The organism is Sutterella massiliensis, assembly GCF_016899755.1.
Classification (GTDB): Bacteria; Pseudomonadota; Gammaproteobacteria; order Burkholderiales; family Burkholderiaceae_F; genus Sutterella; species Sutterella massiliensis.
Genome location: NZ_JACJJC010000006.1, coordinates 41,959 through 62,927, shown reverse-complemented (window position 1 = coordinate 62,927; position 20,969 = coordinate 41,959). Strand labels below are relative to the sequence as shown.

General features: G+C 62.4%; 15 protein-coding genes. 4 read left to right on the top strand and 11 right to left on the bottom strand.

Annotation, left to right across the window (positions count from 1 at the left end; all coding sequences use genetic code 11):
• Positions 1–69: 69 nt before the first annotated feature.
• Positions 70–1,398, top strand: coding sequence for a cellulose synthase complex periplasmic endoglucanase BcsZ (gene bcsZ / locus H6A60_RS05160; protein ID WP_205102342.1), 1,329 nt, complete (start codon positions 70–72; stop codon positions 1,396–1,398).
• Positions 1,395–3,044 carry a cellulose biosynthesis protein BcsG gene (gene bcsG / locus H6A60_RS05155; RefSeq protein WP_205102341.1) on the top strand — a complete coding sequence of 550 codons (1,650 nt, stop codon included), beginning with the start codon at positions 1,395–1,397 and terminating at the stop codon, positions 3,042–3,044. Before bcsZ ends, bcsG begins: the two co-directional genes overlap by 4 nt.
• 91 nt (positions 3,045–3,135) lie before the next feature.
• On the opposite strand, the gene H6A60_RS05150 is transcribed toward bcsG, so the two are convergent.
• The 9 genes from H6A60_RS05150 to H6A60_RS05110 all read right to left on the bottom strand — a co-directional run bounded on the left by H6A60_RS05150 (position 3,136) and on the right by H6A60_RS05110 (position 15,378).
• Complete coding sequence (locus tag H6A60_RS05150) at positions 3,136–3,744, bottom strand: response regulator transcription factor (RefSeq protein ID WP_205102340.1); 609 nt, start codon at positions 3,742–3,744, stop codon at positions 3,136–3,138.
• Between the two features lie 34 nt (positions 3,745–3,778).
• On the bottom strand, positions 3,779–5,701 hold the full coding sequence (locus H6A60_RS05145; RefSeq protein WP_205102339.1) for a sensor histidine kinase: 1,923 nt from the start codon (positions 5,699–5,701) through the stop codon (positions 3,779–3,781).
• A gap of 109 nt (positions 5,702–5,810) precedes the next feature.
• Positions 5,811–8,135 carry a DEAD/DEAH box helicase gene (locus tag H6A60_RS05140; RefSeq protein ID WP_205102338.1) on the bottom strand — a complete coding sequence of 775 codons (2,325 nt, stop codon included), beginning with the start codon at positions 8,133–8,135 and terminating at the stop codon, positions 5,811–5,813.
• 30 nt (positions 8,136–8,165) lie between these two features.
• Entirely contained in the window at positions 8,166–9,563 is a 1,398-nt protein-coding gene (locus tag H6A60_RS05135) for an ATP-binding protein (protein ID WP_205102337.1), read from the bottom strand.
• Positions 9,560–11,299, bottom strand: coding sequence for a TerB N-terminal domain-containing protein (locus tag H6A60_RS05130; protein ID WP_205102336.1), 1,740 nt, complete (start codon positions 11,297–11,299; stop codon positions 9,560–9,562). Before H6A60_RS05130 ends, H6A60_RS05135 begins: the two co-directional genes overlap by 4 nt.
• A 245-nt stretch (positions 11,300–11,544) precedes the next feature.
• The gene (locus H6A60_RS05125) at positions 11,545–12,300 is read right to left on the bottom strand and encodes an amino acid ABC transporter ATP-binding protein (RefSeq protein ID WP_239477602.1); all 756 of its coding nucleotides are present in this window, start codon (positions 12,298–12,300) and stop codon (positions 11,545–11,547) included.
• Positions 12,297–13,055: an amino acid ABC transporter permease gene (locus H6A60_RS05120; RefSeq protein WP_205102335.1), complete on the bottom strand. Its 759-nt coding sequence runs from the start codon at positions 13,053–13,055 to the stop codon at positions 12,297–12,299. The genes H6A60_RS05125 and H6A60_RS05120 overlap by 4 nt, the downstream gene beginning before the upstream one ends.
• An 89-nt stretch (positions 13,056–13,144) precedes the next feature.
• A complete protein-coding gene (locus H6A60_RS05115) occupies positions 13,145–13,912 on the bottom strand; it encodes a basic amino acid ABC transporter substrate-binding protein (RefSeq protein ID WP_205102334.1) in 768 nt (255 codons plus the stop codon).
• Between the two features lie 443 nt (positions 13,913–14,355).
• Complete coding sequence (locus H6A60_RS05110; RefSeq protein WP_205102333.1) at positions 14,356–15,378, bottom strand: cytochrome-c peroxidase; 1,023 nt, start codon at positions 15,376–15,378, stop codon at positions 14,356–14,358.
• Between the two features lie 302 nt (positions 15,379–15,680).
• On the opposite strand from H6A60_RS05110, the gene H6A60_RS05105 reads away from it, so the two are divergent.
• Positions 15,681–16,493 (top strand): DUF3592 domain-containing protein, encoded by an 813-nt coding sequence (locus H6A60_RS05105; protein WP_205102332.1) that lies wholly within the window; start codon positions 15,681–15,683, stop codon positions 16,491–16,493.
• Between the two features lie 39 nt (positions 16,494–16,532).
• Here H6A60_RS05105 and H6A60_RS05100 read toward each other — a convergent pair whose 3' ends face one another.
• Together H6A60_RS05100 and map are read right to left on the bottom strand one after the other, a co-directional pair.
• Positions 16,533–19,130 (bottom strand): [protein-PII] uridylyltransferase, encoded by a 2,598-nt coding sequence (locus tag H6A60_RS05100; RefSeq protein ID WP_205102331.1) that lies wholly within the window; start codon positions 19,128–19,130, stop codon positions 16,533–16,535.
• An 85-nt stretch (positions 19,131–19,215) separates the two neighbouring features.
• Entirely contained in the window at positions 19,216–20,040 is an 825-nt protein-coding gene (map, locus tag H6A60_RS05095; RefSeq protein ID WP_205102402.1) for a type I methionyl aminopeptidase, read from the bottom strand.
• Between the two features lie 420 nt (positions 20,041–20,460).
• Between map and H6A60_RS05090 the strand changes: the two genes are divergently transcribed.
• Entirely contained in the window at positions 20,461–20,865 is a 405-nt protein-coding gene (locus tag H6A60_RS05090) for a NirD/YgiW/YdeI family stress tolerance protein (RefSeq protein ID WP_205102330.1), read from the top strand.
• Positions 20,866–20,969: the final 104 nt, after the last annotated feature.

Genomic DNA, 20,969 nt, shown 5'->3' with positions numbered 1-20,969 from the left:
AGAATCGTTCATTTTTTAACGCTGCGCGCGGGCCCCTCGATCGAGCGGCCGGCGCGCCCGAGAAACACTATGAAATCGCACCTTACCCCTCTTTTGCTCGCCGGGACGATGTCGGCGCTCTTAATGATGGCGGACCGCGCGGCCGCTTGGCCGATGTGGGACTCCTTTAAGGCGGTCAATATCGACAAGAACTACCGCGTGATCGACTACAGCGATTCGCGCGCGATCACGACGAGCGAAGGGCAGTCTTATGCGATGTTCTTCGCGCTCGTCGCAGACGACCGCGAAACCTTCGACAAGCTCCTCGCCTGGACGGAAAAGAACCTGAGCAAGGGCGACATCACGAAGAACCTGCCTTCGTGGCTCTGGGGGAAGTCGGGCAACAACTGGGGCATCATCGACACGAACAACGCCACGGACTCCGACCTTTGGATTGCGTACGACTTGCTTGAGGCAGCCCGCATCTGGAATGTGCCCGAATACGAAAAGAAGGCGCTTGCCATGATGGAACTCTTGAAGCGCGACGTGCGCGACGTTCCGAATCTCGGCAAGGTGATCCTGCCGGGCGGCAGCGGCTTCGACCACCCGACGCACGTGACGCTCAACCCGAGCTACTACCCGGTCTTCATTCTTCGCCGCATGGCCGAGGTCGATCCCTATTGGCAGGAAGTGACGGAGGGCACGATCCGCGCGCTCGTTCGCACGGCGCCTGCGGGCTATTCGCCCGACTGGGCCAAGATCGACAAGGCGGGCAAATTCATGATGCCCGAAGGCGAGGACTACACGATCGGCAGCTACAACGCGATCCGCGTCTATCTGTGGACGGCGATGATGGCGCCCGAGGATCCCGCCTACGGCGTGCTGATGCGCCAGTTTGATCCGATGCGCAAGCTTACCGAACGCATGAACATGCCGCCCGAAAAGGTGGAAATCATGACCGGTGCCGTGAACCGCCCGGGCAACCCGGGTTTCGGTGCCTGCCTCCTTGAGATGCTCGGCGACTCGAAGACCGCCGCGCTCATCCGTACGGTGATCGACGGTGAGCCCATCATCGGCGAAAACTACTACCGCAACGTGCTGATGCTTTACGGCGCCGGGTTCGACAAAGGGCTCTTCCGATTCGATCGCAACGGCCGCGTCGTCATCTCGAAGAAGGCTGTTGCAGCCCAGAGCGCGCCCGCGGCCGGCGAAGCGCCGTCGGCGAGCGAAGCGAAGGCACAAGCCAAGCCTGAAGCCAAGGCGGATGCGAAGGCCGCAGAAAAGCCTGCCGAAAAGCCTGCCGAAAAGGCGCCCGAGAAGGCTGATGATCGGGCCGCTCAGCAGGCCGATAAGGCTTCCGAAACGCCTGCTGCAGCCGAAACCGAGGGCAATGCGCCCGTCGAAGGAGCTCAGAAGTGAGTGCCCCCAATGTTCAGCCATCGAAGGCCGAGCCCAAGACCTATTTCGGGCTCGGACTTTGGAACGTGTACTTCATCGGGAAGTTCGCGCTCGCCTATACGGGCTACCTGCGGCTCGATCTGCTGCTTAACGCCGCGTTCTTCCTCTTTGTCCTGATTCCCGTCAAGGGCAAGTGGCTCCATCGACTGCACGCGCTCGTCGCGCTCGTGCTCGGCATCTCGCTGCTCTGGTCGGAGAGCTGGCTGCCGGGGCCGCAGTCGATTTTGGCCAACCAGTCGGGCATCACGGGCTTTTCCGTCAATTACGTCGTTCAGCTCGCCTGGGACTTCATCAACTTCCGGATGGTCGGCTGGGGCTTCGTGATCCTGCTCGTCTATTACCTTTTGCGCGACTTCGTTCGCGTGACGACGATCACGGCGCTCTACCTCGTCTTCCTGATCGTGCAGCCCTTCTTCATGGCGCCTGCGCCCGTGCGCACGCAGCCCGCTGTTGTGGCTGAAGCGACGCCCAAGACGCCCGACGAGATTCTGAAGCAGGCGAGCACGGGGACCACCACCGACGCGGTGGTGCCGCCCGAAGAGGTCGAGACCTGGTACAAGACGTTCCTCGACTACGAGAAGGAGCGCGTTGCGCAGCTGCCTGCGGGCATTGGTGCGAAGGACACCCCCTTTGACATCATTCTCCTCAATATCTGCTCGCTCTCGAACGACGACCTTGAAGCGTCGAATCTGCAGGACCACCGCGTCTTCTCGCGCTTCAACATCAAGTTCGACAAGTTCAATTCCGCTACGTCCTATTCGGGCCCGGCGGCGCTGCGTCTTCTCACGGGCGCCTGCGGCCAGCCCTCGCACGACGCGCTTTACGATTCGCGTCGTCCGGACTGCGAAATCATGAACCGCCTCGATTCGCTCGGCTTCAAGCAGCACCTCTTCCTCGACCACAGCGGCGCGTACGACAACTACCTCAACACGATGCGCACGCAGGCCGGTCTTACGGCGACGTTCGAGCAGCGCAAGTTCCCGTTGAAGTACATGTCGTTCAACAACGAGGAAATTGCCGACACGCTCTCGGTGCTCCGTCACTGGAACCGCGTCGTGACGCGCGACAAGGACGTGCGCAGCGTCTCGCTCTTTAACTTCATCGCGCTGCACGACGGCAACCGACTGCCGCTTCACAGCCGCTGGGAAGCGTTCGAGCCGCGTGCGAAGGCGTTCCTCGACTCGCTCAACACGTTCATCAACGAACTTGAAAAGGGCAAGCGCAAGGTGCTTCTCGTCGTCGTGCCCGAGCACGGTGCGGCCGTGCGCGGCGACCGCATCCAGACGCCGCGTCTGCGCGACATTCCGAGCCGCCGCATCACGCAGGTGCCCGTGCTCGTGAAGTTCATCGGCGTGGACGACCTGCCGAAGAACCAGATCCACGTGACGACGAATACGAGCTACTTGGGGCTGAGCACTCTGATCGGCCGCGTCATCGAGACGAACTTCTTCTCGAAGAAGGCCGGCGCCGTGCCGCTCGAAGCGCTCGTGCAGGATCTGCCCACGACGCACATGGTCTCGGAAAACGGTCAGGCGGCCGTTCTCGAGTACAAGGGGCGCGACTACATGAAGCTTAACCGCGGCAAGTGGGAGCCCTACGGCGGCTGACCGCCGGCTGCGGCCTTCAAGTCCACAAGAACGGGCCCCGCGCGTTGCCGTTGCGATGAGCGGGGCTCTTGTTCTTCGGGTTCGATCGGTTTCAGTCCTCTATCAGAACGAGCAGCTTGGTGAGTTCCACGGCACTTTTGACGCCAAGCTTCGCAAAGACATTCGCGCGGTGCGTTTTCACGGTCGTCACCGAAATGCCGAGCCGATCGGCAATCGTTTTGTTGAGGAGGCTCTTCGTAATCAAGCGTGCAATTTCCTTTTCGCGCTCCGTCAGCGTGTCAAAGCGCGCTCTGGCGTCGCGCGCGACACTCGTTTCGCGTTCGATCGTGATGAGTTTGGACATCGCGAGCACCACCGCTTCTCGGAGCTTCTGCGGCTCGACGGGCTTCTCAAGGAAGGTCGAGGCGCCGCGCGCCATGGCGGAAACGGCCATGGCGATCGTGCCGTGCCCCGAGAGGAAAATGATCGGCATGTCGATGCCGCGGCGCTTCAATTCAAGCTGCAGCTCCGTGCCTTTCATGCCGGGCATCGCGACGTCGAGAATGAGGCAGCCCGGCGCGTCGAGGTCGGTTTGCGCGAGAAACGCTTCGGCGCTCTCATAGGTTTCGATTTCCCAAGCGAAGGTTGAGAGGCAGGCTCGAAGGCTCTGGAGCAGATCGCGGTCGTCGTCAACGACGCGGATGATGGGCGTGAGATGCATGGCGGCGGGTCCTACGGATGGTGTATGCGTTTGCTTAGTTGTCCGGATGAGGGAGTTCGTCGTTTTTCTTTGCATTGGCGACAACCGGCACGCGCGCTTCAACGACAAGGCCTCCCGTGCGTCTGCGACGGAAGCGCAGCTCGATGGCATGGCGGTCGGCAATGAGGTGCACGATCGAGAGCCCCATGCCGAGGCCGCCCGTGGCGGAGGCAAAGCCGGGGGTACCTTCGGCAATGCGTCGGAACGCCTCGTCGGGGACCTTCGGGCCGTCGTTTGAAATCATGACGACCGCGCAGTCCGGATCCGTGAGAATCAGGTCGAGGTTGACGATGGAAGGACTTTCGAGCATGGCGGCCGCGCTCGACGCGTTGCGAATGAGATTGAGAAAGAGCAGCTCTAGTTCGATTTCGATGCCGTTCACAGGCACCGATGCGGCGTTCGACGAGAAGTCGATCGGCATGCCGTTCGGCGTTTCGACCAGGTAGGTGTCGATCGTCGCGCGCAGCACGGCATTGAGTTCGCACTGTGTTCTTGGCGCTTCTTCCTTGCGTGCGTAGCCGCGCACGCGCTCGACGATGGAAGCGATGCGTGCGGCGCTGCCTTCAATGCCGAGGACGGCTTCGGCGCTCTCATCGTCGTCGTTGAGCGCGTCGTTAAGCCGCAGCTTCACGACGTCGCAGCGGTTGAAAATGGCGGCGAGGGGCTGCTTCAATTCATGCGCAAGCATGCTCGAGAGGTGCGAAACCATGCCGCGGGTCTGAAGTGCGGCGAGCCGCTCGCGCATGTCGCGCCCGGCCTTCTCGGCGCGTGCTTTCGCGCGCTCAGTCTGTTCGAGTTCGCGGCTGCGCTTGCGCAAAAGTGCGTGCAGGCGCCACTCGTTCGTAAGAAGCAGGAGCACAAAGAGGCCGATCGCCGCGATGACTGGGAGGTGTTCGCGCAGCACCGTGTAGAGGCGGCTTCTGCGCAGGTCCTTGTAGGGACCGAATTCGAGCGACTGCGCGAGATGCACGACGTCGGCGTGGTTGCGCGAGACGATCCATTCGTTTTCTTCTTCGGGCGGCATCTCAAGGAGAATGCGCGTGGCTTCTTTGGCGAGATGTTCGTCTGCGGCGGCGCTCGAGGCGATAACGGTCTCTGGATAGAGCGCAGTTGAACGCAGACACGCAAGCGGCGTCTGCGGACGCGGTTCGACAACGCGAAGCGCTTCGAGAGGGAGACGCTTCGTGCGCGCGAGCTCTTCGAGCAGGCAGACGGGGAGCGCCCCGGCGTCGGCGCGTCCCGAGAGCACGGCTTCGATGACGGCGCCCGAGCCGCCGACAAAGTCGGTTCGCGCGAAAAAGTCGTCGATGTGGCGATGGCGCACCTTGATTTCGCCTAAAAGCGAAAGCCACCCCGAGAGCGCATCGGGCGAAGGTGCGGCAATCGACTTTCCCGAGAGCTCGTCAAGACTTCGAATATCGCGCCGATCGGCACGCACGACGACGGTCGTGCCGCCCGTGTCGGCGTATCGCTCGCCCGCGCGGCGCGCTTTCGTCACAAGACGCGTGAAGCCGCCGAGCGCTTCGTCCTGAAGGAGAAATTCCGAGGGCGCGATGAGAAGGTCGTGGCTTTGAGCGAGCGAGTCGCGGGCCTTCATGTCGCTCGCGGCCGCGGCGCCGTCAAGAACGTCGACCGTGAGCGTTCTCGGCGCGAAGCCCGAGCGCAGCCGCTCGAGCGTCTCCCGAATGAAGCTCGACTCGGCCGAGTTGGCGCTGGTCGAGACGATTCCGACGCGAACGGGGGTGCCGCTTGTGTGCAAAGGCGCGGCATCGGCCGCTGAAGCCGCTTGCGCGCAGAGCGCAGCCATGCCGAGCCCGAGCGCAACGCTCGCTAAGCGTGCGATGCGCTGGCTGCGGCAGCTGCGTGACGGGGCGCGCAGTTCGGTTCGGGCGAGAGGCATGTTGTTGCTGGAGGCCATACCCTTAAATTGTGGCGGCCTGCCGTTGTCTGCGTCTTAAGAGCGGTGCGTCTGCGCCTCATGCCGCGGGAGGAGTCCTTGGGAGGACTGCCGGTAAACGGCGTGCGACTTACGAACTCGGAAGCGTCCGCGAAAAAGCCTGCGACCAGCCCGCAATTCTCGCCTTCATCTCGTCGATGCCGAGCACGCCGTGGGCAAAGCCCTTGCGAACGAGTTCGGCCGGCAGGAACTCGTCGTACTTCTCAAAGACGGGAATTTCGTCCGGGTAGACAAGTTCGAGCGGATCAAAGGGACGCGCGGCCTCCTCAGCAAGCACCTCGAAAAACGTGTCAAAGCCCGCATCCATGCGGAACTGCAGGAAATAGGGGCGGGAGGCTTCGAATCCTTCGAGGCCGAGGCGGTCGGCACATTTGATCTTCAAGAACCGTTCGAGCGCGAGGAACGCATACGTGCCGAGCCACGGCATCAGGCACCAGGTGCGCCCGCCCAAGTTGACGAGCGGCCGGTGGGCGAGCCCCGCACGCATGGCGGCGCCGCGTGCGGCATTGAGCCGCGCGAGCGCGTTCTTCATGAGGTAGGGATAGCGCTTCTCGCCCGTGAGGACGTCGTGCATGCGTTCGAGCACCTTCGTATGAATGTCGCCCGGGCAAAGGCCGAAGAATGCGGGGACGCGCCCCTCGACGAGCGTTACGTAGACGATGCGCCGCTTGAGGTCGACCTCGTCGACGTGCCAGACGCGGCCCGCGATCGCGACCTTTTCGCCCACGGGGGGCGGGCGCACGATCGTGCCGAGCTCTTCGGCGCTGCTTCTGACGGCGTACTCTTCGTTCTCCTTGAAGACGGCGTAGAACTTGTAGGTGCCCGTGATGCGCTCGCCTTTGAGTCCCACGATGAGACTGCCCGATTCGGTGCGCTCGATGTGCTCGATTGCGAGAAGGTGCTTGAGAAGCACCTTGTAGTCTGCCTGCGACACGTGCCGGAAGGGCGAAAGCGTCAGCACGCGCCGCGCGAGTTCTGAGGGCGACATGTCGCCGCTCGAAAGGAGCGTCGACATCGTCTGGTGGTAGAGGAGGCTGTAGGGGAGGCGTTCGGTGTCGGCGGGCTCCACCCAGCGGTCCGCCGCATAGAGGTCGACGACGGCGATGCCCTGCAGCAGCCGCCACGGGATGGTTGCGGGCAGCATGTCGCGCGCTTCCGGCACGTCTTCCCGCATCACGAACCACATCTCCGGAGGCGAGCCGCGCCGCCCCGTTCGGCCCATTCGCTGCAAAAAGGCCGAGACTGTATAGGGGGCGTCGATCTGGAAGGCGCGCTCGAGTCGACCGATGTCGATGCCGAGCTCGAGCGTGGCGGTGGTGACGGTCGTCAGATTGAGCGACTCGTCGCGCATGTCGGCTTCGGCCGACACGCGGATCGAGGTCGAGAGGTTGCCGTGGTGAATGAGAAAGCGCTCCGGCTCGTCGCGCTTGCGGCAATAAGCGCGCAGCGACGACGTGACCGCTTCGGCTTCTTCGCGCGAATTCGAAAAAACGAGGCACTTGCGCCCGCGCGTATGTTCGAATATGTAGGCAAGCCCCGGATCGGCGTCTTCGGGCGCGCGGTCGCTCTTTTCGTCAAGCGGCGCGAGTGCGCCCGTCGTGTCGGGAGCGGGTGCGCCCCGCTCGAGAGGACAGTCCGGCACGGGCAGTCCGGCAAAGCGGGTCTTGGCATTCGGCGCTTCCGACGCTTGAGCGCCCGCTTTGAAAAAGTGCTCCATCGAAAGCCGCCAGCGGATCGGCTGCTCGGCGACTTTGGGCGCAAGTGCGGGTCGGTTCGTGCCGCCCGCCAAAAATTCGGCCGCTTTCTGCACGTCGCCGATCGTGGCCGAAAGCCCCACGCGGCGCGGATTGACGCCCGCGAGCCGGGAAAGCCGCTCGATCAGGCAGAGCGTCTGCGCGCCGCGGTCGCCGCGCATGAGCGAGTGGATCTCGTCGATCACGACGAAGCGCAGATCGCCGAAAAGCCGCACGAGGTCGCCGTGCTTTCGGATGAGCAGCGCTTCGAGCGATTCGGGCGTGATCTGGAGCACGCCGCGCGGGCGCTTCAGAAGCTTTTGCTTGCGCGAGTGCGACACGTCGCCGTGCCAGGCCCAGACGGGAATGCCGCCCGCTTCGGCCACGGTTGTGAGACGCTCGAACTGGTCGTTGATGAGCGCCTTCAAGGGCGCGATGTAAAGCGCGCCCACCGAATCGGGCGGCTCTTCGGCGAGAAGCGTCAGAATCGGAAAGAACGCCGCTTCGGTTTTCCCGGAGGCGGTTGAAGCACAAAGCAGAAGATGCGCGTCCGTGTTGAAGAGGACGTCGCCCGCCGCAACCTGAACGGCGCGCAGCGCGTGCCAGCGGTTTTGGTAGATGACGTCCTGAATGAAGGGCGCATAGCGATCGAATACGTTCATGGGTGAACCGCGGCGTTCTAAATCTGCGCTTTAGAGGGTGAATTCGACAAAGTCGTCCGAATCGTCGGGCTTGCCGGCGTTGCTCGGACCGATCGCGGCACGAAAAGCGTCGCTTTCGATAAGCGCCTGCGGCTCGACGTCGGGATTTTGCGCAAGGATGTTGAGAAACTCGATGAAGTCGCGGATGATTTCGCGCGGCGTTATGTGCGTCTCGGCGCCGACGCGGCCGTACTCGGCCGAGAGGAATGCGGCAAGCGTCGTCTCGTCGATCGTTCGGTTTGTCGCGTAAAGATCGCGGTGCATGGCCGCAAGCTTTTCGATGAGAACAAGGAGCTCCTCGACGGAGAGCGGCGCCAAGTGAATGACGGGCGACATCAGGTCGCGCCGGCCCTCGCGCACAAAGCGGCCGGACTCGAGACGCGAGCGAAGCGCTTCGTAGCTGAAAATCCCGCGGCGGCGATCTTCGACGCACTGGGGGGTGCCGCTCATCACGATGCCGATGTGGCGCGCCTTTCCTTGAAGCGTGTCGTTGTACATCGTGAGAATCTTCTCGTAGTTGTATTGGCGAGAAACGGTGTTCGGGATTTTGTAGAGATTGACGAGCTCGTCAATGAGAACGAGGAGGCCTTTGTAGCCCGCGCGCTTCAAAAAGAGCGCAAAGACCTTGAGAAAGTCGTACCAGTTGTCGTCGGTGGCAACGAGATTGACGCCGAGCGCAGTCTTGGCTTCGGCCTTCGTAGCGAATTCGCCGCGGAACCACTTGAGAACAAGGCTCTTTTGCGCTTCGGGTTCGTCGAGTGCGCCTGCAGTCGCAAGCGCGTAGCGCGAGAGGACGCGCCCGAACTCGAACCCGTGCACGACGTCGTCGAGCGTCGTCACGTGCGCGAGGACGCGGCGCTCGAGCGCTTCGGCAAAACCGGGCGCCGCCGGGGAAAGGCCGCTCTCGGCCACTTCGAGGCGAAGCGCGTCGCTCCAGCGCTCGAGAATAAGCGCGAGCGCACCGCCCTCGGGCATTGTTTTGGTGGCGAGGTTCTGCATGAGCTCGCGGTAGGTGGCAAGCCCCTGACCCTTCGTGCCGTGCAGCCGGCGCTCGGGCGAGAGGTCGGCGTCGGCGACGACGAAGCCGCGGTCCATGACGTGGCTGCGGATCGTCTGAAGGAGAAAACTTTTGCCGCTGCCGTACTTGCCGACAATGAAGCGGAACGAGGCGCCGCCCTCTTCAATGACGGCAACGTCGTCAAGGAGCGCGTCGATTTCCGCGTTGCGCCCGACGGCGATGTACGGGAGCCCGATGCGCGGCACGACGCCGCCCTTCAAGGCGTTCAGAATCGTTTTGGCAATGCGCTTCGGTACGCGCGTGGGTTTCGCGGGCGCTTTTTCCGGCTGCGCTTCAGGCGCGGCAGCCGCGCCCGTATTCATGTCCGTCATGCGTTGGAACCGTTCAAATAGTCTTCGATCTCTTGAGCATAATCCGAGATGAGCGAGAGGGCGCCGTTCGCGTTCTCGAGGACAGCGTCGCCCACAAAGTCGAAGAGTTTTTCGTTGATGTCGTCAATGATGCGCGGCACCGATCGACCGATATCGGCAATGGCGGCCGTCGGGTCGCTCCCGGCCAAGAGCGTGCGCAGAAGTGCCGCTTCTTGGGCCGTGAGCGCCGTCTTGTTTTCTTGAGCTCCGTGCAATTCGGGAGTCGGTGCGGTAGTGAGCGCCTGCTTCTCTTCGAAGCCCCGTCCTTGAGTGCTCGTCAACGACCCGGGCGGCTCAACGCTCGGCGCCCGTGACGTCCGGGGAATCGCTGCGCTCGCTGCTTCGCTTTCACGAGCGGCGCTCGCCGGCGTCGATTCGAGTGGCACGAGGGCTTCGGCGGGAGCGGACAACGGCAGCGGTTCTTCGGCGGGCGGCGCTTCAACAATGAGCTTTTCCTGCGTGGCGAGCGCGGCCGTGCGGATGGTGCCGAGCCTTGAGAAGTCGAGCGTGCGAACCGGATTGGCGAGTGCACGCTCGCGGGCGGCCTCTTCGAGAAAGACGTCGTTGACGATGCCGAGCAGCATTTCGCCTGCGTTCGGTTCGCTCAGTCGGTGCCGGTAGCGCAGCGTTCGGCGAAGCCGCGCTTCGACGAGTTTGCCCAAGACGCCCAGCATGTCGTTGCGCCCGCGCCCCGGCGCGAGCTCTTCGCGCATCCAGACGCCGTTCGCGCACCGGTAGCGCACGATGGGATCGGCCTCGTAGACACGGTCTTCTCGGATGCGGCGGTCCCAGAAAACGGCGGCTGCAAAGGGGCGATAGCTTAGCCGAAGACGTGGTCCGATGGCCGCTTCGAGCGCATTGCGTCCGTCTTTGGCAGTGAGGGCGGCGAGTTTCTTCAGCGCGGCGAGCACGAGCGCTTCGATCTTTTTGGCATTCGCTTCAAAAAAGGGGCCTTCGAAAGGCCAGGCCGAAAGACGTCGAAACGCGGCAAAAACGGTCGCGGGTTCATGGCGCTCGAATTCGAGCAGTGTTTTTGCGGCCTCGGTCGTCTCGTTTTGCGTGTGCGAACGAAGGAGTTTCGGATCGAGCCCGTGGTAGATCACAAAGTCGTTGAGCCAAGTGTGCGCATAGGTGTCGATCGAGCGGGCGAAGCGCTCATAGCTTTGCGTGAAATCGACAAGCGCATAAAAGGCTGCTTCCGGCGAATCGAATCCGATCGCATTGATGAGTTCGTAGATGTAGACGTAGGCAAAGGAGAGCGACGTTTCGCGCCGCCTCCCTTCACGCCAAGCCGTCCGCCACGCGTAGTAGGCACGCAGCTCCCGCGCGCTCATCTCGGCAAAGGTCGGGTAGTAGCAGAAGAAATCCGCGCGGATGTCGTCATGCTCTTCGAAGTCCGCCATGAATTCGGCCTGTCGGCAAAACACCTCGGCGCGCGAGCGCCCCGAGAGTTCGCGCGAGAAGGCAAGCCGCCGCATTTCGACGTAGCGCTCGGGGAGCGGCGTCGCTCGGTCGCCAAAGCGAGCGCGGCGTACGGTCCGTTCGCCCGGTACGCTTGATTCGCTCGATTCGCTCGATTCGCTCGATTCGCGTACGTCCGCTGCTGTCTTTGACGGCCGCAGGTCGTCGCGACGCAGCGACGGGCGGGCGTCAAAGAGCGGGAGCGGTTCGTCGACGTAGATGCGTTCGTGCGGCATGGCGCGAAAAAGCGAAAAGAAAACGAAGAAGAAAACGGAATAAAGGCGCGCAGAAGCAGCCGGCGGACTGGCAGCGCGATGGCGGGCTTGCCGCCTCAATCAACGATAACAGAAGCGGGAAAATGCACGGTCGTTCGTGCTTTTTTTCCGTGCAGCGCCAAGCTTGCCGTGAAGCGGTGCGCGCAAAAAACAAAGCGGCGCCCGAGCCGCTGCTCGAACGCCGCTCATCGCGAATCGGCGAGAAGTTAGAGGACGCGCTTCAGGAACGTCTTCGTACGCTCTTCCTTCGGATTGACGAGGATGTCCTTGGGATGCCCCTCTTCAACAATGACGCCGCCGTCCATAAAGACCACGCGGTCGGCCACTTCCTTCGCGAACCCGATTTCATGGGTGACCACGATCATCGTCATGCCGCTTTCGGCGAGCTGCGTCATCACGGCGAGCACTTCGCCGACGAGCTCAGGGTCAAGCGCCGAAGTCGGTTCGTCAAAGAGCATGACCTTGGGCTCCATCGCGAGCGCGCGGGCGATCGCAACGCGCTGCTGCTGCCCGCCCGAAAGGCTTGCCGGGTAGGCGTCGGCCTTTTCGGCAAGCCCCACGCGCTTGAGGAGCTCTAGGCCGCGCTTCTTCGCTTCGCCGGCATTTCGATTGAGAACGATCTGCTGCGCGAGCATCAGGTTCTCGATGACCGTCTTGTGCGGCCAGAGATTGAAGCGCTGAAAGACCATGCCGAGGTGCTCGCGCACCTTGTTGAGATTGCACTTGGGGTCGGTGATTTCCGTGCCGTTGACGTAAATCTGACCGGAGGTGGCGACTTCGAGCGCGTTGATGCAGCGCAGCATCGTGCTCTTGCCCGAACCCGAGGGCCCGAGGACGACCACTTTTTCGCCGGGCTTCACGGCGAGGTTGATGTCGTTCAGAACGACATGCTCGCCGAAAGCCTTGCGAAGGTGAACGATGTCGACGATGGCGCCGTTGTGGAGATCTTTTTCGGTAATCATGCGGAGACTCCTTCGTCACCACGGCCGAGGCGCTGTTCGAGCTTGCGGATGCCCCAGGCAAGGAGCAGCGTCATCACCCAGTAGATGATCGAAATCGTGATGTAGGGCTCCCAGTAGCGGGCAGAGGCGCCTGCGACGGTGCGAGCGGCGTAGGCGAGTTCCGCGAGACCGATGGCGGAAACGAGCGAGGAGTCCTTCAGAATGGCGATGGCGTTGTTGCCGAGCGCCGGGAGCATGCGGCGGAAAGCCTGCGGCAGGATGATGTGGCGCATCGCCTGCCAGTAGCTCATGCCGAGCGAGCGGGCCGATTCCATCTGGCCTTTGTCGAGCGACTGGATGCCCGCGCGGAAGATTTCGCACATGTAGGCGCCCGAATTGAGCGTGATCGCGCAGATGCCTGCGAGCACGGCGCCGTAGTTGGCGCGCAGTTCACGCGCGACGGCACCGTCGACGAGGAGGCCGTCGACTGGGTGAATGAAAAGCGGAAGCACCGCAAAGTGCATCAGAAAGATCTGCACGAAGAGCGGCGTGCCGCGAAAGAAGCTCACGTACACCGCGACAGGCCAGCGCACGCCGTAGTGGAGCAGACTCTTGAGGGGTTCGTGGCGCGCGCTCGCCAAGCGGCCCATGCCGAGCATCGTGCCCAGAATCATGCCGAGCAGCACGCAGATGACGGTGATCTTGACCGTCATGAAGGCGCCGTTCACGAAGAGCGGCCAGTATTCGACGATTACGTCGGGGCGAAAGCCAAACATCTCTTTTCCTTGGCAACGAAAAGCCGCCGGGTGCCGCAGATCGGGTCTGCGCTCCGGCGGCCGTTCTCTATCGGTTCAAACGCGTCGGATTAGGGCAGCTTCGGGGCCTGGCCGCCGAACCACTTTTCGTAAACCTTCTGATAGGCGCCGGACTTGACCGCTTCGTCGAGACCCTTGTTGATCTGTTCGAGCAGCGCCTTGTTGCCCTTGGCAACGGCAATGCCGAAGTACTGTTCGGCAAAGCCCGGGTCGCGGCACTGGTTGAAGGCCTTGTCCGGGTTCTGCTTGACGTACCACTGCAGCACGCCGACGTCGCCGATCATGGCGTCGACGCCGCCGTTGCTCAGCTCTTCGAGCGCGAGCGGCGTGTTGTCGAAGCGGCGGATGTTCGTCGAGGTCTTGCCGAACTGTTCGGACGCGGCGATGTCGCCCGCCGACGAGTTCACGACGGAGATGAGCTTACCTTCAAGGTCCTTGAGGCTATTGATCTTGAGGTTCTTGTTCGTGAGGATCAGCTGGTGGGCGAGGAAGTAGGGCTTCGAGAAGTCCACGGCTTCGGCGCGCTTCGGGGTGATCGTGAGGCCCGACATCACGATGTCGCGGTCGCCGTTGTTGAGCGCGGCGAAGATGCCGTCAAAGGGGGTGTTGACGAACTCGACTTCGAAGCCCGCGTGCTTGGCGATTTCCTTCATGAGGTCAACGTCAAAGCCGATCAGCTCCTTCGTGGGGGATTCGTATTCGAAGGGACGATAAGTAGCGCCCGTGCCGACAACGTAGGTCTGAGCGGCGCTCGCGAGGGTCGAGGCAAAAAGCGCCGAAACAAAGCCGGCAGCAAGAAGCTTGCGCTTAAAGGACATGTGAAGTACTCCTCAGTGTGTTGTCGGGGACTCGTGCCGCAAGGGAGTGAACCGGCGCGGGATCGCCGGGCGTCTGGCGCGAAGTGAATACACGCCTTCGCAGGTCGAGTTCCCTCTAAGTTTCGAACATTCTACGAGTCGAATTTCCGCACGAAAACTTGAAATTTCGCCTTTTTTGAAGGGACTCGCCCGAACGTAATAGAGACTCCTTAGTTGCTGAAAATTTGTCGACTAATAGCTGATTTTCGTCGGTTTATCCGTGCTTTTGATCGAAAATCGCTGACGAAAGTGCGCTAAAAGCCGCGAATTTCGAGCGCGTTTTCGATGTGTAAAAAGAACGAGCGCATGCTCGGAAAGAACATGCGCTCGCGGCCTCAATTTCTTCGCGCTCGAGTCGGCCGAGGACTTCCGGATGCCGTCGGCCGATCGGTCGCGTCAGGCAATTACTTGCCTTCGGGCTTTGGTGCCCACGGTTCGAACTTCGGGGTGTCCGGCCCGTTGGGCGGCAGCACGGGGTAGACGATCTTGGGCTGGTCGCCCGTGAGCGTCTTCAAGAACGCCACGATGCGGGCGGTTTCTTCCTTCGTATAGCGCTTCCCGAGCTGGATGTCGCCCATTACTTCGACCGCTTCTTCAAGCGTTTCGGCTTCGCCGTCGTGGAAGTACGGATAGGTAAGTTCGACATTGCGTAGCAGCGGCACCTTGAAGGTCATGCGGTCCTGGTCGCGGCCCGAAATGGCCTTGACGCCCTCATCCGTATTGGTCGTCTGATAGGGGCGAATCGAGCCCATCTTCTGGAAGGACTGGCCGCCGAGCTGCGCGCCGTTGTGGCAGATCATGCAGCCCGAAGACTTGAAGAGCTCATAGCCCTTGAGTTCTTCTGCGGTGATGGCGTTCTTGTCGCCCTTGAGCCACTTGTCAAAGCGCGCATTGGGCGTCACAAGGGTGCGTTCGAACTCGCCGATCGCTTCCGTAATGCGGGCGATGTCGACTTTTTCGTCGCCGAAGGCCTTCTTAAAGTACTCGGCGTAGCCCGGAATCGAACTGATCACCTTGACGGCGTGTTCGTGGGTCGAGCCCATCTCAAGCGGATTGGCGATGGGACCGGCAGCCTGTTCGGCGAGCGTCTTGGCGCGGCCGTTCCAGAATTGCGCGATCTGACCGTAGGAGTTGAGCACCGTCGGCGAATTGATCGGCCCCTGCGCCCAGTAGTCGCCAATCGAGGTCTTCAGGTTGTCGACGCCGCCCGTAGCGAGGTTGTGGCAGCTGTTGCAGGAAATGAAGCCCGAGCGAGAGAGACGCGGCTCAAAGAAGAGCATCTTGCCGAGTTCGACAAGCGCGGGATTCTTCACTTCAACCGGTTCGATCGGGTCGACGGGTTCGGCGGCGCTCGCCGAGAACGAGGCGAGGCTCAATAGGCCGACGACGGCAGTCATAGCCGCGGCAAGCGGTCGCAGGTGGGTCATGACGGATTTTCTCCTTGCGGTTGCGGTCGGAGGGCGTAGCCCCCATAAAGGTTTCGTTAATTCTATTAGGTATTTGATAGTTTTCTCCAATTAAACTTTCGTCTCGGTCGGATAGTTCGAGGGGCTATCGAAGAGATAGTTTTTGGGAGGCATTTGGGGAAAAGAGTGATGCGGCTCCGGGCGAGCCGAAGACGCAGAAGCAGCGCCTTGGTCAAGCGTCAGTTGACGTCGTCTACAACCGGCCTGGCGTCCGATTGTTTTCCCGCGCGAAAAATGTGTTTCGGTGCGATAAGCTTGCCGGCATGAAGACACGATTTTCTTTTCTGTCCGAGCAGCCGCGCTCGGGCAAGAAGCTTTCCGGGGGACGCATCTTGATGAGTTGGGTGCTCTTTCTCGCCGCCGTTGCCTTCGTTTTGGTCGGCCTCGGCGGCTCGCTCTATTCGGGCGCCAAGGCGATTGAAGCCAATCGCATTGCGAAGACGGGCGTGCTCGCCGAAGCGACCGTCCTGCGCGTGGATGTCGAGGAGTACCGCACGCGCGAAAACGACATGGACGTTTTCAAGAAACGCTACCGCGAAGTGGTGGGCTACAAAGACGCTGCCGGACAATCGTATGAGACGGCGCTCACGGTGAAGTCCGAAACCGAACCGCGATTGAAGCCCGGCGATCGGCTTGAGATTCGCTACAGCGCCGCCGATCCCTCGCGCGCCGTTGAGGCGCACGGCAGCCGCGCGTTTCGCGATGCCGTGGCGGGCGCCGTTTTCGGCTTCGTCTTTGCTGTCGCGGCGCTCTTTCTCGCCATGAAGGCCGGGGGTGCGCTCACGGCGATTCACACGGGCGCCGTCGTCTGGGGCGCGGGCGCGCTCGTTGTCTTGGCGATCGTCGCCGGTCTCTGGAGCATGCGTGGAGCCATCGAACTGCGGCTGCCGGCAGCTTCGCCCGGCGAAGTGATCTTTTCGGGCGGGCAAGCCGTGACGCTTCCCGATATGGCGCCCTTTACCGGGCGGCTCCGTGTTGAGGAGGGCTCGCGCATCACGATCACGCACTTTGAGCGCGGCGTACAGACGGGCGAGCCCGTCGTGTACGAAAAGGGCAGGCGCGTTTCCGGGCGGTAGGCGCTTGAGGCGTTTTTCGGCGCGCTGCGGCCCGGGCGTTTAGCGAATGGGCGCCGCCAACGCTTCGAGGAGCTCGGCCTCAAGCTTTAAGAGCGTTTCGTCGTTTTGGAGCGCCGGTCCGTCAATGAGGAACACGTCTTCAGCGCGTTCGCCGAGCGTCGCGATCTTCGCCGTCTGCAGGTTGACGCCGTAGCGCCCGAGCACCGCCGAAATCGCAAAGAGCAGCCCGAGTCTGTCGGTGCCGACAATATTGAGGAGATGCGCTCGACCCGATTCGTCGGGCGTAATCAAAACGACGGGGCGCGTCGGGAAGTGGCGCGAGCGGCGCGAGAGCTTGGCCTTCGGCGCAGGCGGCAAGGGCTTCTCGGAGACAAGTGCTAGAGCGAGGTCGCGCTCGAGTTTGTCGAGCTTCTCGCGTTCGCCGAATCGGCCGTATGTGTCGGTGACGAGGAACGTGTCGAGTGCCCAGCCCGACTTCGTCGTGTGAATGCGCGCGTCGACGACCGAGAGTCCGCTGCGCCCGAAAAAGGCTACCGCGCGAAGGAAGAGGTCCTTGCGGTCCGGCAGATAGATGAGCAGCAGCAGCCCGCCCATGTCGCTCGAAGGCTTCGCGCGCACGATGGGTTCGGGCGAGGCGTCGTTGGCGGCGAGTTCCTCGGCGTGCCAAGCGATCTCCCGGGCGCTGTGCCGCATGAAGTAGACGACGTCGAGATTGGCCCAGAAGCGCTTGCGGTCGGTTTCGTCGACCTTGTCCGCCATGAGTGCCACCGCTTCTTCAACGCGCTTTTGAAGCGCGTGCTTGGCGCTCGGCTGCGTCTCGCCGCCGCTCTCGAGCACGTCGAGCGCGAGCCGGTAGAGCGTCTCGAGAAGCTGCGCCTTCCACTGCGTCCAGACCTTGGGCGAAGTCGCGCGGATGTCGGCAACGGTGAGAAGGTAGAGCGCGTCGAGCCGCTCCTTGCTGCCAACGATCTTGGCAAAGCGCGCTACGACGTTCGGGTCCGAAATGTCTTCCTTTTGCGCGATGCGGCTCATCGTGAGGTGCTCGCGCACGAGAAAGACGATGAAGTCGGTATCCGCCTTTGAAAAGCCGAAGCGTCGGCAGAAGTCTTCGGCTTTCTGCGCGCCGATCACTTCGTGGCGGCCGCCAAGGCCCTTGCCGATATCGTGAAAGAGGCCCGCGACGACCACGCGCCAGTTCTCGGGAATTTCGGCCATCACCTGCGAGCAGAAGGGGTATTCGTGCGCGAATTCGCTGCGCGCGAAGCGTCGGATGTTGCGAACGACGCGCAGCGTGTGCTGGTCGACCGTGAAGATGTGATAGAGGTCGTGCTGCATCTGTCCAACGATGTGCCGGAAGGCGATCAGAAAGCGCCCGAGAATCGACCACGTGTTCATCATCTTTAGCGCGTGGTAGGTGCCGTGCGGCAACTTCAGAATCTCGAGGAAAGTGGCTTTGTTCGCCGGATCGCTGCGGTAGGCGGGACTCATCGAGAGCGAAGCGCTCCAGAGCGCGCGCAGCAGCCGCGTCGACATGCGGGTGAGTTCGGGGTGCGTGGCAAAGACGATGAAGCTGCGCAAAAGCGCATTCGGGTCGCGCAGGAACGCGTCGTCGTCCACGAGGTCCATTTCGTCGCCGCGCGCGACAAAGGCCGACTCGAGCCGTACGGGTGTCGCTTTTTCGTTGCTGCCGAGGAGCTTGTCGGCGATCGCCTGCAGCTGAATGATCGACATCTGCGAGACGGACTTCGCGTGCAGGTAGTAGCGCTTCATGAGCGCTTCGGAGCTGCGCATCACTGCGGTGGCGCGGTAGCCGAGGTCGTCGGCAAGGCGCTCCTGCACGTCAAAGAGAAGCCGGTCCTCGTGGCGACCCGCGATGAGATGCAGTGAAATACGTAGGGTTTTCAGAAAGTTGAGGCACGACTCGATCGTCTCGGCTTCGCGCGCCGTGATGAGTTCGGCGCGGCGCATCTCTTCGGCGTTGCCCCCGAGCCCCGCCGCACGCGCGCACCAGAAAAAGACCTGAATGTCGCGCAGTCCTCCGGGCGACTCCTTGAGATTGGGTTCGAGCGAATAGGGCGTGTCTTCATAGCGCTGGTGGCGCCGTGCGAGCTCGAACATCTTGTCGCGAAAGAAGGCGCGCGCGTCGAGTTCCGCATAGAAGTCTTCGCGTGCGGCTTCAAAGAGCGTTTCGCTTCCCCAGAGGAGGCGGCTCTCCAGATAGGTCGTTGCAATTGAGACGTCTTTGGCCGCCTGCGCTAAAAATTCGTCCCGCGTTCGTACGGAGGCGCCGACCGAAAGGCCGAGCTCCCAGAGTGCGCTTAGAAAACCCGAGAGTCGCTCGGCGGTTTCGCCCGAGGGCTCGATCGGCTTTTCAAGCAGCACGAGCAGGTCGATGTCGGAAAAGGGAAAGAGCTCGCGCCGACCGTAGCCGCCCACGGCCGCAATCGAGAGGCCGCGGGCAGGGAGCCCCGCGGCAGCTGCGAGCGCGCGGACGGCTTCGTCGAGCGCGTCGGCGTGCTTCTCGAGGTAGCGGTTGACGTCTTTGCCGCTTCGCCAGCCGGCGGCAAGTGCCTCGCGGGCGGCGGCGAATGTCGCTTTGACGGCGGCGACTTCTTCTTGGGGGAGCAGAAACGGCATGAGGAACCTCGGACGTCGGCTTGGGCGGCAGCGGCCTGCCCGGACGGCCGGGCGGCGCCAATTGGGTGCGTTGTTCGGACTGCGCTCAGTCGAAGGTCGGCAGCTTCCAGCCCTTCACGAAGGCAGGCGGCGCCTGCGTGCCCTTACTCACCGTCAGGATGTCGTAGCCCGTTTCCGTGACGAGCACCATGTGCTCCCACTGCGCGGAAAGCGAACGGTCGCGCGTGACGACGGTCCAGCCGTCGCCGAGCATCGTGACGCCGTAGCGCCCCGCATTCACCATGGGCTCGACCGTGAAGACCATGCCCGGCTCCATCACGGCGGTCGGACGGTTGACGGGGAAGTGGTTGACGTGGGGCTCTTCGTGGAAGCCCTTGCCGATGCCGTGGCCGCCGTAGTCGCGAACGACCGAAACGCCGTTGCGGTCGGCATAGGCCTGGCAGGCGACGCCGATGTCGTTGAAATGCGCGCCGGGCTTCACGACGTCGATGCCCGCCCACATGATCTCAAAGGCGAGCTGCGCCAAGCGCTTGCCGGCGATCGTGGGCTTGCCGACCACGAACATGCGCGAGGTGTCGCCGTGGTAGCCGTCCTTGATGCTCGTGACGTCGATGTTGACGATGTCGCCCGCCTTGAGCTTCTTTTCGCTCGGGATGCCGTGGCAGACGACGTGGTTGATCGAAATGCAGGTCGTCGCCGGATAGGGCGTCATGCCTTCGGGCTGGTAGCCGAGGCAGGCCGGAATGCACTTCTGCACGTTCACGGTGTAGTCGTAGGCGAGTTTGTCGAGCTCTGCCGTGGTGACGCCCGGCTTCACGAACGGGGTGAGGTAGTCGAGAAGTTCCGAAGCGAGGCGGCCCGCGACGCGCAGACCGGCAATGTCTTCGGCGGTTTTGATATTGATAGCCATGGTTTTCAATCGAAACAAATAAACGGGGCGCAGCTTCAAGTGCGGCAAGGCGCGAACATGCCGCGCGAAAACGGCGTTCGGGCACTCGGCGCAGGCCGCCCCTTGGAAAAGCGGGAGCACCGTGAGGAAGCGCCGGTTCGAGCGAGGTCGAATAGCGGCGGGCGCTTCTAACGGCACATGCGTGGTGCCCGACATTGTAAGCGTCCCGCGGCGAGGTTACTTTTCAAGGCTTTCTCTAAGTCTTCGCTCAGTCAAGCCTAATTCCTTTCTAATTTTCGATCCCTAGACTGCAAAGCATGAAGAAAACGACGCGGATGCGACGAGAAACGCTGTGAGATGCCTGGAAGCGATCGCACTCCGCGCCACGCCGAATCGACAAACCGGGCGCTCGCGCCCGAACGCAAAAAAGAGGAAAGAAAAATGACGAAGAAGTTTGCCGCCGCGCTTGCCGCCACGTTCGCCGCCACGCTGTTCTGCGCTGCCGCCGCTCAGGCTGCGGGCCCCTCGGGCTTCGGCGCCGCTTCGGGTACCGCGCCGGCAGGGGCGCCCCAGGGGTTTGAACCGGCCGCAACGACCGTTGCCGACATCCTTGCCAACGGCAAAGACGATCAGGTCGTCGTTCTGCGCGGCAAGTTCACGAATCTCATCAAGAGCGACAAGTACGAGTTCGTCGACGAAAAGGGCGACGCGATCACGGCCGAGCTCGATGACGACCGCGACTGGTCGATGATCGTGAAGGATGCGCCCGTTGAAATTCGCGCCGAAATCGACCGCGACTGGACGAGCACCGAGCTTGATGTGAAGTCGGCGCGTCCCCTTAAGTAAGGAGCGCTTTTGAGTACTGCTTTACAGCCCGACGGGAAAGCGCGCCGTGAGTCCGGTGCGGCCTTCCGGTCAGGGCGTCGACCGAGACACTTTTGAAAAAGGAC

What these genes read in the sequence shown, in the direction of transcription:
- bcsZ (WP_205102342.1), top strand. Translation starts at nt 70, where the DNA reads ATGAAATCGCACCTTACCCCTCTTTTGCTCGCCGGGACGATGTCGGCG.
- H6A60_RS05150 (WP_205102340.1), bottom strand. Translation starts at nt 3,744, where the DNA reads ATGCATCTCACGCCCATCATCCGCGTCGTTGACGACGACCGCGATCTG.
- H6A60_RS05145 (WP_205102339.1), bottom strand. Translation starts at nt 5,701, where the DNA reads ATGGCCTCCAGCAACAACATGCCTCTCGCCCGAACCGAACTGCGCGCC.
- H6A60_RS05140 (WP_205102338.1), bottom strand. Translation starts at nt 8,135, where the DNA reads ATGAACGTATTCGATCGCTATGCGCCCTTCATTCAGGACGTCATCTAC.
- H6A60_RS05135 (WP_205102337.1), bottom strand. Translation starts at nt 9,563, where the DNA reads ATGACGGACATGAATACGGGCGCGGCTGCCGCGCCTGAAGCGCAGCCG.
- H6A60_RS05130 (WP_205102336.1), bottom strand. Translation starts at nt 11,299, where the DNA reads ATGCCGCACGAACGCATCTACGTCGACGAACCGCTCCCGCTCTTTGAC.
- H6A60_RS05125 (WP_239477602.1), bottom strand. Translation starts at nt 12,300, where the DNA reads ATGATTACCGAAAAAGATCTCCACAACGGCGCCATCGTCGACATCGTT.
- H6A60_RS05120 (WP_205102335.1), bottom strand. Translation starts at nt 13,055, where the DNA reads ATGTTTGGCTTTCGCCCCGACGTAATCGTCGAATACTGGCCGCTCTTC.
- H6A60_RS05115 (WP_205102334.1), bottom strand. Translation starts at nt 13,912, where the DNA reads ATGTCCTTTAAGCGCAAGCTTCTTGCTGCCGGCTTTGTTTCGGCGCTT.
- H6A60_RS05110 (WP_205102333.1), bottom strand. Translation starts at nt 15,378, where the DNA reads ATGACCCACCTGCGACCGCTTGCCGCGGCTATGACTGCCGTCGTCGGC.
- H6A60_RS05105 (WP_205102332.1), top strand. Translation starts at nt 15,681, where the DNA reads ATGAAGACACGATTTTCTTTTCTGTCCGAGCAGCCGCGCTCGGGCAAG.
- H6A60_RS05100 (WP_205102331.1), bottom strand. Translation starts at nt 19,130, where the DNA reads ATGCCGTTTCTGCTCCCCCAAGAAGAAGTCGCCGCCGTCAAAGCGACA.
- map (WP_205102402.1), bottom strand. Translation starts at nt 20,040, where the DNA reads ATGGCTATCAATATCAAAACCGCCGAAGACATTGCCGGTCTGCGCGTC.
- H6A60_RS05090 (WP_205102330.1), top strand. Translation starts at nt 20,461, where the DNA reads ATGACGAAGAAGTTTGCCGCCGCGCTTGCCGCCACGTTCGCCGCCACG.